The following is a 13,170-nucleotide window of genomic DNA, read 5'->3' as shown; positions in this document are numbered from 1 at the left end:
GAGTTTTTAATGTCACGAGTTTCAGCATTAAGGAACGGTTCCATGGAAAATTATCACCCTGTTATTAACCCGCTTTCAGACTGTGTCTCGGTTATTCAGCGTGGAGAGCTGAAAGTTATTCAGATCGCACACCCGAAAGCCAGTGCTGAGATCTCTCTGCACGGTGCTCACCTTCTCTCATTTAAGCCACAAGGCCAACAGGAACTTATCTGGCTGAGTGAAAAGGCCGAATTCAGTAAAGAGAAAGCCATCCGTGGCGGTATTCCGGTCTGCTGGCCGTGGTTCGGCCGTATTGCTACACCAGCACACGGTTTTGCCCGTACCAGCGAGTGGTATCTGGCGGAGCATCGCGAATCTGAGCAGGGTGTAATTATTTGCCTTGGCTTAGAAAACAGCCAGGAAACACGCGCAATCTGGCCTTTTGCTTTTCAGGCTCGTCTTTATATCGAAGTTTCTGACTCTCTGAAAGTAACGCTGGATATTTGCAACACCGATGATAAACCGTGGCGCTTCTCCGGCGCTCTGCACAGCTATCTGAATATTGCCGATATTACTCAGTCAGAAACAACCGGCATGGGGCTCGAGTATATCGATAGCCTGCAGGAGGCAAAGGTTTGTCAGGGAGAGCAAACGCTGAAACTGACCGATACCGTTGACCGGGTTTATACTCAGCCGGAAGAGGTTATTGAAATTTCAGATCCTCAGAACAAACGGGTTATTACCGTTAAAAATAGTGGTGCTAACTCAGCAGTTATCTGGAACCCGTGGCTTGAGGGTGCTTCTGCGATGGCAGATATGCAAGACAATGGTTATCAGACTATGCTCTGTGTCGAATCGACCTATCACGCCAACAGTCTGGAGACAGGCAAAGAACTGCAACCCGATGAGAGTTACCAGCTTGTCACTGAAATAGCCGCGAAAGCTCTTTAATACTCAGAAGGCTCATAAAATTATGAGCCTTTTTCTCGCATCTGCTGCGTACAAGCTCTACAATTCCGGATAATTATTTTTTACCACTGCACACTTTATGTCTTATCAATGCCCATTATGTTCACAACCGCTTAATCGCTCTGATAATAGCTTTAAATGCCCCGCCAACCATCAGTTTGACGTGGCAAAAGAGGGCTATGTCAACCTTATACCCGCAAACAAAAAGCGCTCTAAGAACCCGGGTGATAATGCAGAGATGATGCAGGCAAGAAGACGATTCCTGAACTCAGGAGCTTATCAGCCTTTAAGAGAGCGGGTAAGCGAGCTTTGCACGGAGCAACTGAACAAAACTCAGGGACGTATGCTGGATATTGGTTGTGGTGAAGGCTATTACACCAGTCAGATTGAATCTGATCTAAGCCTGCCAGACTCTCAGGTTTATGGTCTTGATATCTCTAAAGTGGCTATCCGTTATGCTGCGAAACGCTACCCCAACTGTCACTTCTCTGTGGCATCAAGCCAGCGCCTGCCATTTGCCGGTAACAGCTTAGATCTGATCCTGAGGATCTACGCTCCCTGTGAACATAGTGAGCTGGCTCGCTGTCTTGATGATCAGGGCGTGTTAATTACAGTGACTCCGGCAGCCCGTCACCTATATCAGCTACGGGAACTTATTTATCAGGATGTCCGGCTTCACTCAGAACAGCCGGAACAGATAGAGGGATTTACCCTGACTCATAGCGAAAAACTCAGCTATCCCATGTCCCTGAGCGGCAATGAAGCCCTTGATCTGTTGCAGATGACCCCTTTTGCATGGAAAACAACGGAAGAGATAAAAACGGGTTTATCTCAGTCTGAACGGTTTAGCTGTGAAGCAGACTTTATCATCAGCCTGTATAAAAAATCCTGACAGCAGTTTATTTTTGTCATTCATGGCCTGCTTCTTGCTTTAATTCTGTACAGTTCGCGAAGCGGCAATTATTTCTAAACCTTTTGCCGCTTCTGCCGATAGTTTAAAGGTAAGCAGAAATCATTGGGGCAGATTATGACGCCAGTAGGAATGAATCAAGCTTCAGCACTGAATACCACTCAGGCAGCCGCAGCAAAAGGCCAACCTAAAACAAGTGATATTCAGCAGCAGGCACCAACAGCACTGAAAGTTGAATCAGACAAGGTAACCCTCTCTGAAGAAGGAAAAGCCTTGCTGGCCGCTTTGTCACAGATTGATGAAGAGGCAAAAGCTGCAGAGGCGGAAAAACCGAGTAAGGTTGAATCTTTTACTCACGGGGCATTAGGCATGGATCGTCCCGATGAACTGGAAGAAGAGGAAGACTCCAGCTATTCTGCCGGCCAATATGTGAAAGGCGCCCTTTCTGCCGGAGCGATTCTTCTGGCGATAATCTGATTAATCTCCTTCACAAATCCTGAATTTGACCACAAAAGCGGCTAACCATTGCCGCTTTTGTGTTTCTGATGCTTCTCTTTCTGACAGGTAAACTCCTTGATCCTTTTTTTTGATCAAATATACTGTATATATGTACAGTATATTCGGGTGTAATGATGAATCCTGTTATCGATATGCTTCAGCATAAACGGCTGATATGGCAAGGCGCTCAGACAAACAACCCTTCTGACAGTATAAGCTCTGGTTATCCTCAGCTGGATAACCAGCTTGGGGGAGGCTTTCCCCTGCATGGTGTAATTGAAATCATATCGGCTTCAGGTATAGGCGAACTCAGGCTGTTAACGCCCTATATCCTTGCTCAGGGAGAGAACAGGCTGACTGTGTTTATCAACCCATCCGGTTATCTCTGTGCCGATTACTTCACTCAGCAAGGGATAGATCTGAGCCGGATGCTGATGCTATTTCCGAAAACCGCTCAGGAGGCACTCTGGGCCGCCGAGCAGTGCCTGAAAAGTGGCTGTTGCGGCTCTGTCAGCTTATGGCACTCTGAGCTGGAAATTCATCAGGCAAAAAGGCTGCAGGTCGCCAGTGAAACCGGGCAGTGCCTTAACTTTCTGTTTAAAACCGCCTCTCAGTCCGGTATTACCCTGCCCATATCACTTAGCCTGACCCTTAATGCAGGCAGTGAAGGGCTGCATATATCAATTCACAAGCGTAAAGGTGGCTGGCTGAAAAGCTCTCTCACTCTTGATGTGCACAAGGCGTGGCCTCACCTTGTCCGTTATCAGCCAGAATCGGCTTCAGTTGTTCCCCTGCAGCGACACAGAGGCAGAGCATGACACTCTGGCTCTATCTCCATTTTCCTGCCCTGCAGCTGGACAGCTTATTTGCTGACTCCGCCGATCTTCCTATCTGCATTTTGCATAAGAATCAGGTGGTGCAGCTTACTCCTGAAGCGCACAAGAAAGGCATCAAACCGGGTATGGGGCTTGGCAGTGCTGCCGCACTCTGCCACCAGCTACAGGTTTTTCCATACGATGACAAGGCCGAACAAGAGAAATTAAAAGAGATCGCGCACTGGCTCTATCTGGTCACTTCAGATATTTCTCTTCAGCCCCCGTCAGGTATTCTGCTGAAAGTGAGTAATATGCTGACCCTGTATGATGGTCTGCAGAGCTACTGGCAAGCCCTTTCTGCGCACCTTAAACAACTGAATATCCGCTTTCAGTATGCCACTGCACTCTCCCCCCTTGCTGCCAGGCTACTCGCCCGGCAGGCAGTCAATCAGATTTCAGAAAATCCTGACCAGATTAAACAGGCACTAAAGCGGCAGCCATTGACTGCCACAGAACTTTCACAAAAGACCATTCAGGGACTTCAGCGGGTTGGTGTTCAGAGCTTACAACAGCTGCTGTCTCTGGAGCTGGCTGATGTTGCCCGCCGCTTCGATATCGATCTGGTTAACTATGCCGGCCGCCTGACCGGGCAATTTAAACACCCTGTCGATTTCTATTATCCGCCGGAGCATTTTAAACGTTCTCTGGAACTGTTGTTTGAGATAGAGAATTTACAATGGCTTAAAAAGCCGCTGCGACAACTTTTCCGTCAGCTTGAACAATTTCTCAAACTACGGGATAAGCTTGCCTGCGAACTTTGCCTCACCCTGCATCAGCGGGATGGCCTTACTCAATCGGTTCTGTTCAGTTCGGCGCAGGGGGACTATCTGGCGGATAAATGGGCAAGACTAAGTCAGCTTACGCTGGAGTCGGTCACTCTCGACGCTCCCGTTACCGGTATTACCCTTACGGCAGAACGCATCCTTCCACAGCAACCAGACAGTCAGGATCTTTTTGCCGGACGTCAGGGAAACCTCTCTCCTGCTGAGCTTATTTCACTGCTTCAGGCTAAGCTGGGCAAGCAGCAGGTCAACGGAATCACCCTTACCGACGACCCCAGACCGGAAAAATCCACTCAGCTATGTTCTCCTCAGCTATTCTCTTCTCAACAAGGCTCTCCCTTACAGGAAAGCACTTCTGGCAATGATGAGCCTTCAGCAGCCTCTTCTCTCCTGCGGCCCAGTATTCTTCTGCCACAACCGGCGCCATTGAATGAAAAAGTCTCCATTATTCAGGGGCCGGAAAGGCTGGCAACAGGATGGTGGGATTGCGATGAGGTTATCCGGGACTACTTCGTTGCTAAAAGTTCTCAGGGGCGCTGGTTATGGGTTTTCCGTAACCGCCATAAACAGTGGTTTATTCACGGACTGTTTGCATGAAAAGCACAAAACGCCCTGCTTACGCAGAGTTATTCTGCCAGAGTAATTTCTCTTTTCTGACCGGCGCTTCTCATGCTGAAGAGCTGATGATTCAGGCTGATTTTCTGCGTTATTCTGCTCTGGCGATCACGGATGAATGCTCATTAGCAGGGGTGGTACGGGCACATAGCGCGGTCAAAAATCACAACCTGTCGGTTAAATTGATCGTCGGCAGTATGTTCTGGCTTAACTCTGAGTGTCAGGTCATCCTTCTCTGTCCTGATAAGGCAGCCTATACAGAACTTTGCCGTATTATCACCAACGCAAGAAGGCGGGCAGATAAAGGCCATTATAACCTTTCCGAATGGGATCTTATGTCCATGAAGCACTGTCTGCTTATCTGGATTCCCCGTCAGAAACATGCCGATTTTCACTGGGGAGACTGGCTGAGCAAGCAGCATAAAGGCAGACTGTGGATCGGAGTACAGCGTCATCTTCAAAGTACAGATAAAGCTTATATCGCGTATTGCGAGTCTCTTTCGCAGCGGTTCTCCCTTGCTATTACCGCTTGTGGCGGTGTTCTGATGCACTCCGCCACCCGGCTTCCCCTTCAGCACACCCTGACTGCGATACGGGAAAACAGCACAGTCAGTAAAATAAAAAGACAACTGCTTACCAACACAGAGAGAAGCTTAAGACCCAGAGAAAAGCTGGCAAAAATATTTAAACCAGAGTGGCTGGCAGAAGCCGCCCATATCGCCACTCTATGTGAATTTAACCTCAGGGAACTCAGCTACGTCTATCCGGCGGAATTGGTACCTGATGGTTACACCGCAATGAGTTATCTGAGGGAACTGGTTGATCAAGGCAAAAAACGTCGCTTTCCGGCCGGTGTTCCGGCAGATATCCAACAGACCATAGATAAGGAGCTGGAGCTGATTGAGCAGCTTAAATATCCTTTCTATTTCCTCACCATTCATGACATGGTTATGTTTGCCAAAAGCCGCAATATTCTCTATCAGGGGCGGGGTTCTGCGGCCAATTCCGTTATCTGCTACTGCTTAGAGATCACAGCCGTTGACCCGAGACAGATCTCAGTGCTGTTCGAGCGCTTTATCAGCAAAGAACGCGATGAGCCGCCGGATATTGACGTCGACTTTGAACACGAACGCCGTGAAGAAGTTATCCAGTATATTTATACAAAATATGGTCGTGAACGGGCAGCATTAGCAGCAACCGTGATCAGCTATCGCTTTAAAAGTGCCTTGCGGGACGTGGGAAAAGCACTGGGCATTGCAGAAACCCAGCTGGATTTTTTTATTAAAAACATCAACCGAAGAGACAGAACAGCCGGCTGGCAAGCACAACTGGCCGAACTGGGTATCGCCCCTGAGTCAGATAAAGGCCAACAGCTGATCCAGTTAGTCAACGAGGTGATCGGTTTTCCCCGCCACCTCTCCCAGCATGTGGGCGGCTTTGTTATTGCGTCAGGCCCATTGTATGAGCTGGTGCCGGTAGAGAACGCCTCTATGCCGGACAGAACCGTTATTCAGTGGGATAAAGATGATCTTGAAAGCCTGAAGCTACTTAAGGTAGATGTACTGGCACTGGGCATGCTCAGTGCCATCCGTAAATGTTTTGACCTGATTGAGAAATATGAAGGGAAAAAACTGACTATCGCCGATATAACCCGTAAACAGGACGATCAGGCGGTCTACGCTATGTTGCAAAAAGCCGATACTGTCGGAGTTTTCCAGATCGAGTCACGGGCGCAAATGAGTATGCTGCCCCGCTTAAAGCCCCGCTGTTATTACGATTTGGTTATCCAGATCGCCATTGTCCGTCCCGGCCCGATTCAGGGCGATATGGTGCACCCGTTCCTGAAGCGACGTGATGGTATTGAAGAGGTCAGCTACCCTTCTGAAGAGGTAAAAGAGGTACTGTCCCGCACCATGGGCGTTCCTATCTTTCAGGAGCAGGTGATCAAGCTGGCCATGGTGGCTGCCGGCTTCTCCGGCGGAGAGGCTGACAAGCTCCGCCGTGCCATGGCAGCGTGGAAAAAGAACGGCGACCTGTTTAAGTTTAAGTCCAAGCTGATCAACGGCATGCTGTCCAGAGGTTATGAAGCGGAATTTGCCGAACGTATATTCGATCAGATCTGTGGCTTTGGTGAGTACGGTTTTCCTGAAAGTCATTCCGCCTCTTTTGCCGTTCTGGCTTACTGCTCGGCATGGCTGAAATACTACTATCCTGAGATATTCTATACCTCGCTGTTAAACAGCCTGCCCATGGGCTTTTACAGTCCTTCACAACTGATTCAGGATGCCAGAAGACATAAGGTAACCATACTGCCTCTGTCGGTGAATCAATCAGAATACCAACATACTATTGTGCAACAGAATAGCGGTTATGCTATCCGCCTTGGACTCAGGCTAATAAAAGGGCTGTCAAGAAAAGGAGCGGATCAGTTACTGGTTAACCGGCCGGTTAAAGGCTTCACCAGCAGCCAGTCACTAAAACATATCGGGATGAATAAAAAAGATATCGAGGCCATCGCTTCAGCTAATGCCCTGCACTGCCTTACCGGTGACCGCTACCAAGCCCGCTGGCAGGTGATGGATTCTGTCGGCGATCTGCCGCTTTTCCGCACACTCCCTTCAGAGCAGAGCCATTTTCCTTTCAGGGAGAGTGAACTGGATACTCTGGTTGAAGATTACGCAGCAACGGGGCTCTCTCTTAGTCAGCACCCTATCACTCTGCTGGACAAGGCCGGACAACTGGGCTCCTTTACCCGGCAAACGGCATTGCTGAGCAAACCTCATAAGTCTCTGGTGACGGTTATCGGCGTGGTTACCGGGCGCCAGTCACCGGGAACCGCAGCAGGCGTCACCTTTTTTACCCTAGAAGACGATACAGGCAATGTTAATGTAGTGGTATGGTCGAAAACCGCCCGGGCACAAAAGCACTCTTATCTGACGGCTAAAATACTTAAAGTGGACGGTATCCTTGAACATGACGGGCAGGTCACTCATGTTATCGCAGGCCGGTTAACGGACTTGACCGACCTTGTTCAGAATCTGAATAGCTCATCCAGAGACTTTCATTAACTTGAATACTATCGATACGCTAAAGCTTCTCAGGCACAAAAAAGCGAGCCTCAAAAGCTCGCTTTTCTATCGGAAACAAAGGGGAAATTACTGCCCTGACAGAATCTCACGCATACGCTGCTGGGCAACATCCACCAGCAAGTCAGGTTGAAACTTGGAGATAAAGCGGTTACAGCCCACTTTCTCAACCATAGCTTCGTTAAAACTTCCGCTCAGGGAGGTATTCAGGGTAACAAACAGGTTACTCATACGCGGATCATTTCGCACTTCATAGGTGAGGCGATAACCGTCCATCTCAGGCATTTCCGCATCGGTAATCATCATCATGATCTTGTCTGTGACCACTTCACCATTGTCACACCAGCTTTTAAGCAGGTTAAGGGCTTCCAGACCATCGCTACACTCAATGATATTGATACCAAGTTGTTCTAACGTTCCTCTGATCTGACCACGGGCCGTAGAGGAGTCATCCACAATAAGCACACTGCGGCCAATCATCTCCTGAGCAAGATTTTCATCTAAAACACCTTCGGAAATAGAGATATCGTAATCGATGATCTGCGCCAGCACCTTTTCAACGTCGATAATTTCTACTATCTGTTTCTGGCCTTCGTCTTCAACCTGAGTGATGGCAGTCAGGTAATTGGCTTTACCAGCGGTTGCCGGTGGCGGCTCGATTTCCGTCCATGCCGTGTTGACTATGTTTTTCACCTGTCCAACCAAAAAGCCCTGAACGCTACGGTTATATTCCGTAATAATCAGGTTAGTCTCTTCGTCCTGATGCATAGGGCGAAAACCGATGGCGGCTCTGAGATCAATCACAGGAACTGACTCACCACGCAGAGAAGCAACACCGATAACATTGTGATGTGCGCCCGGCATCTTGGTCAGTTGCGGAACCTTGAGTACCTCTTTGACTTTAAATACGTTTATCGCAAACAGTTGCCGACTATTTAGTTTAAACATCAACAACTCCAGTCGGTTTTCACCTACCAGATTGGTTCTTTGGTCGACGGTACTTAATACTCCGGACATACGGTTTCTCGCTGAGATTGACTGTAAAACTTAATTTAAAAACAAATAGATAGAATAAGCAAATGATAAACAGCTGAACTATACTACTGCCCATATAGCTTCATTATCGCTTAATATCACCATTTAAGATATATCATCATCAAGAAATGAGACACTATCTAGCCTTCGACAACCTTCATTAATAGTTGCCCGTCATACATGGCCTGCTTAATCAGCGCAGCACCCGGCATGGTCGCCTGCTTATAAAAACGGCTCTCTACAATTTCCAGCCTCTGATGATAAACAGGAATACACTGCTGCTTCACACAGCGCTCAATAGCAGGATACAGCACAGATTTGGCACGGTTAATAACACCGCCGATTAATACTTTTTCCGGGTTAAACAGGTTAATCACAATGGCAATAGCCGTGCCGAGATAGTGGCCTAAATTTTCTATAACTTCTACAGCCAGAGGATCGCCCTCTGCTGCTGCTGAACAGATATTTTCAATGGAGATCTGGTCTGCATCGATTGATGAAGCTTCGCCTGCTTCAATGCGCTTTGCGACTTCTTCGCGGATAGCCTGTGAACTTGCGACGGTTTCAAGGCATCCGCGGTTACCGCAGTGGCAAGGTTTACCCTGAGGATCTATCTGGATATGCCCCAGTTCACCGATATTTCCATGTCGTCCCTGTAACACCCGTCCGTCCAGCACAATACCTGCGCCTACGCCATGGTGTATAGAGATAAGCACTGAGCTCTCTACATCGCGGGCATTACCAAACAACTTCTCTGCCAGCGCCCATGCACGGGTATCGTTGGCAATAAAAACAGGTAATCCGGTCGCTTTATGGATCTCAGGGCCGAGAGGCAGATTTTTTACGTTGTAGTGAGGCATCTGCATCACAATACCCTGCTCTGAGTTAACTAACCCGGGCAGAGTCACTGCAATACTGGTAACCCTGTCTAACTGATCAGAATAGGTCTCGAAAAACTCATCAATTTCGTGCAGAAGACGAGCCAGAACATCATCCTGCTCTATTTCATGGATATCTATTTTGGTATCAACCAGTACAGATCCGCCATGTTCATGAAGTGAAATCACCAGATAACCACGGCCGAGACGAGCCGAGAGGAACTGCCAGCCTTCATTATCTGTCTGTAGCCCCACAGCCGGACGTCCGCGACTGGTCGCTTCCTGAACCGTTGTTTCATGGATCAGGTGCGCATCGATCAGCTCACGAGTAATTTTCGTGATACTTGCAGGAGCTAACTCGCTGAGCTTTGACAGATCAATACGAGAGATAGGCCCGTTTAAATCAATTAATTTATACACACGACCAGCATTGACCTGCTTAATATGGTCAATATGGCCAGGCTGAGCCATATACATCTAACACTCCAAAGAAACTGTATTAAGATAATTTTTTTACTTTGCGAAGTAATTGTGAAGTCATTTGATAAATCGCCGTGACATCCATCACGTACAATTATGTGTTCAGGTTCAAAGGCTCAAAAATGATGGATTTTGCTGCATTTTTTATTGATCTGAAACAGTTTTTTTCTAATAAAAAAAATCTATGCATCACAACGGTGCGAGCAAAACCTGAATCGTAAATAACCAGCGCCATTAATAGTATTGAGCCGAGTCCTGCATCTTACGGGTATACCCAAGTAACCTCAAGATGCATTTTGAAGTCACTTGGATATATTAGGTATATACTCAAATAGTAATTTAATGCGCCACGGGAAGGGGAATATGAGCAAAAGGTTAAGAAGAACAAAAATAGTAACCACTTTAGGACCGGCTACAGATAAAGAGGGGATTCTGGAAGACATCATTCAGGCGGGCGTAAATGTAGTAAGGATGAACTTCTCACACGGTAGCGCAGAAGACCATATCCATAGGGCACAGCAGGTACGGGCGATTTCAGCCAAACTGGGTAGGCATGTTGCCATCTTAGGTGATCTGCAGGGGCCGAAAATCCGGGTCTCCACCTTTGCTCAGGACAAGGTGACACTGGAAGTGGGAGATAAATTTACTCTGGACAGCGATCTTCCCGCTGGTATGGGAGATAAAGACGCCGTCGGACTAGATTACAAAGAGCTGCCACAGGATGTCAGCAACGGAGACGTATTGCTACTGGATGACGGTCGCGTACAGTTGCAGGTAGTCTCTGTAAAAGGAAATAAAGTACATACCGAAGTCACCATTGGTGGGGTGCTGTCAAACAACAAAGGTATAAATAAAAAAGGCGGAGGCCTGTCAGCCGATGCCCTGACCGATAAAGATAAGCAGGACATCATTACCGCAGCAAAAATCAAAGTAGACTATCTGGCTGTCTCCTTTCCCCGTAATGGAGAAGATATGAAATATGCCCGCAGGCTGGCGAGGGATGCCGGTCTGGAGGCTAAGCTTGTCGCCAAGGTAGAAAGGGCAGAAACTGTTGCCAATGAAGAGAATATGGATGACATGATTCTCGCCTCAGATGCCATTATGGTTGCCCGCGGCGATCTTGGGGTAGAAATAGGTGACCCGGAGCTGATTGCAGTACAGAAAAAACTGATCGGACGCACCCGTCACCTCAACAGAATCGCCATTACCGCTACGCAGATGATGGAGTCCATGATCACTAACCCTATGCCTACCCGTGCAGAAGTTATGGACGTGGCTAATGCGGTTCTTGACGGTACTGATGCTGTGATGCTTTCTGGTGAAACAGCGGTTGGTGCCTACCCTGTAGAAACGGTTAAATCTATGGCCAGCGTCTGCCTTGGTGCAGAAAAAATGCCGGCACTCAACGCTTCCAGTTACAGACTGGATACCAAATTTGAGTCAACGGAAGAGACTATTGCCATGGCGACCATGTACGCTGCCAATCACCATACCGGAGTAAAAGGCATTGTCGCTTTGACAGAGTCAGGCAAAACACCGTTAATGATGTCCCGCCTGAGTTCAGGCTTGCCTATATTCTCTCTCTCCAGAAACGAAAGTACCCTGAATCGCCTGTCTCTGTATCGCGGTGTAACACCGGTATTTTTCGATGATCATGCTGATCCCGAACTGGCTCCCGCACAGGCCGCAATTAAAACTCTGAAAGAGAAAGGTTTAGTAGATATTGGTGATAAGGTGATTATTACTCAGGGCGATATTATGGATATCGTAGGCTCGACTAACTGTATGCGAATTGTACAAGTAGACTAACATCTCAGCCTGAAGCTCTGTTGTGCTCTTTACGGTACAATAGAGCTTTTAACTGTTCCGTTACGCCTGTTTATTCTTAAGTTTTCTACTTTTTGCATGAGCCTTAATAAAGCTGTACCCGGCTTCCAGACCCAACTGATAATCGTAAAGCAGATCTTCTTTCTTACTTAACAAGGCTGATGATTTAAGCGGTTCAGAGGGCGCTATCTGAATGACAAAGCAGTCATCGGGAGGATTAAGCATAAACTGCTGAGTCAGGGCAAAGGTCTGATAATGTACCATCAGATAATCTGCCAGACCCGAATCAAACTTATCTCCCAACAGATGACTAAGGCGATATACATCATCGGCACCAAACAACCAGCGTCCGCCATTTAATAAATCCAGATGCTTATGGGTGATCTTTTTCTCTCTGGATTTATCAATCCTGTCCTGCCAGAAGCCACTCCACTCCTCTTTCCACTTCACTAAGGTCTGGCTCCAGCGATCCTGCATAAGAGAGAGTGGTTCCCTTAGCCACTCCACAGGCTCTTCCGCTTCCTGCGGGTTTTCAAGATCCTGAACCATATCAGTACGGATAACCACAATATTCCTGCTTCCCTGCCGCCACGCCTCCTGTACCGGTATAGCTGCAGTTACCCCGCCGTCGATATAGTTTTTATCTCCGATGGTGACTTCCCCGTCATATAGGCCGGGAATAGCGCAAGTCGCTCTCATGGTGTCATACCAAGCCTCACCCAGAATAGGCAGGTATTCGTCATGAATATGGCTAACCTCGGTAACACAGGCAAATGCCCCTCTGCTGCCCAATATCTTACGGCCTAAATCCAGATCGACTTTATAGGGGTAAGAGCTGATCCTATCCAGAGCCCAGTCGATATCCATACTCTGCTTCTGACGAATGTAACCGAACAGATTGAAGAACTCCGGAGAAGTAGTAAGGTCAACCAGAAATGAACGTCCAAGTCCGTTTTGCCGGCAGAGATAAGCACAAATATTCAGGGCTCCGGCAGATGTGCCGTAAAATGAATCGAAAGGGTCAAAGTTAGATAAGATAAACGCATCCAGAACACCTGAAGTAAAAATGCCGCACTGCCCCCCTCCCTGCGCAACCAAAGCAGTCGATCCTTCTACATACTGAGCGTACCTGATGAAATCGATGGTAGATTGGGTACCGCTTATAACGCCCTTGTTGGACATCTCTCCCTACCCTACTTTGCAATAAAACCCATAAATAAAATATAAACCTTCAGG

10 protein-coding genes are annotated in these 13,170 nt (G+C 47.8%); 7 read left to right on the top strand and 3 right to left on the bottom strand.

Annotation, left to right across the window (positions count from 1 at the left end; translation table 11 throughout):
- Positions 1-42: 42 nt before the first annotated feature.
- The 6 genes from PK654_RS05115 (at position 43) to PK654_RS05090 (ending at position 7,696) form a co-directional block, all read left to right on the top strand.
- Positions 43-930 carry a D-hexose-6-phosphate mutarotase gene (locus PK654_RS05115; protein WP_271698118.1) on the top strand — a complete coding sequence of 296 codons (888 nt, stop codon included), beginning with the start codon at positions 43-45 and terminating at the stop codon, positions 928-930.
- Positions 931-1,027: 97 nt separating this feature from the next.
- Complete coding sequence (rlmA, locus tag PK654_RS05110; protein ID WP_271698117.1) at positions 1,028-1,840, top strand: 23S rRNA (guanine(745)-N(1))-methyltransferase; 813 nt, start codon at positions 1,028-1,030, stop codon at positions 1,838-1,840.
- Positions 1,841-1,975: 135 nt separating this feature from the next.
- Positions 1,976-2,335: a hypothetical protein gene (locus tag PK654_RS05105; RefSeq protein WP_443088724.1), complete on the top strand. Its 360-nt coding sequence runs from the start codon at positions 1,976-1,978 to the stop codon at positions 2,333-2,335.
- A gap of 152 nt (positions 2,336-2,487) precedes the next feature.
- Positions 2,488-3,174 carry a translesion DNA synthesis-associated protein ImuA gene (gene imuA / locus PK654_RS05100; protein WP_271698116.1) on the top strand — a complete coding sequence of 229 codons (687 nt, stop codon included), beginning with the start codon at positions 2,488-2,490 and terminating at the stop codon, positions 3,172-3,174.
- Positions 3,171-4,610, top strand: coding sequence for a Y-family DNA polymerase (locus tag PK654_RS05095; RefSeq protein WP_271698115.1), 1,440 nt, complete (start codon positions 3,171-3,173; stop codon positions 4,608-4,610). Before imuA ends, PK654_RS05095 begins: the two co-directional genes overlap by 4 nt.
- A complete protein-coding gene (locus PK654_RS05090) occupies positions 4,607-7,696 on the top strand; it encodes an error-prone DNA polymerase (protein WP_271698114.1) in 3,090 nt (1,029 codons plus the stop codon). Before PK654_RS05095 ends, PK654_RS05090 begins: the two co-directional genes overlap by 4 nt.
- An 87-nt stretch (positions 7,697-7,783) precedes the next feature.
- On the opposite strand, the gene PK654_RS05085 is transcribed toward PK654_RS05090, so the two are convergent.
- Together PK654_RS05085 and mlc are read right to left on the bottom strand one after the other, a co-directional pair.
- Positions 7,784-8,731 (bottom strand): chemotaxis protein CheV, encoded by a 948-nt coding sequence (locus tag PK654_RS05085; RefSeq protein WP_271698113.1) that lies wholly within the window; start codon positions 8,729-8,731, stop codon positions 7,784-7,786.
- 158 nt (positions 8,732-8,889) lie between these two features.
- Complete coding sequence (gene mlc, locus PK654_RS05080; protein ID WP_271698112.1) at positions 8,890-10,104, bottom strand: sugar metabolism global transcriptional regulator Mlc; 1,215 nt, start codon at positions 10,102-10,104, stop codon at positions 8,890-8,892.
- Positions 10,105-10,470: 366 nt separating this feature from the next.
- Between mlc and pyk the strand changes: the two genes are divergently transcribed.
- Entirely contained in the window at positions 10,471-11,916 is a 1,446-nt protein-coding gene (gene pyk / locus PK654_RS05075) for a pyruvate kinase (RefSeq protein WP_271698111.1), read from the top strand.
- Between the two features lie 60 nt (positions 11,917-11,976).
- On the opposite strand, the gene PK654_RS05070 is transcribed toward pyk, so the two are convergent.
- Positions 11,977-13,116: a patatin-like phospholipase family protein gene (locus PK654_RS05070; protein WP_271698110.1), complete on the bottom strand. Its 1,140-nt coding sequence runs from the start codon at positions 13,114-13,116 to the stop codon at positions 11,977-11,979.
- Positions 13,117-13,170 lie beyond the last annotated feature (54 nt).

It is taken from the genome of Vibrio sp. SCSIO 43137, from assembly GCF_028201475.1.
In the GTDB taxonomy this organism is placed as follows: Bacteria; Pseudomonadota; Gammaproteobacteria; order Enterobacterales; family Vibrionaceae; genus Vibrio.
The sequence above is the reverse complement of the archived record's forward strand: the minus strand, read 5'-3'. Positions and strand labels throughout refer to the sequence as shown.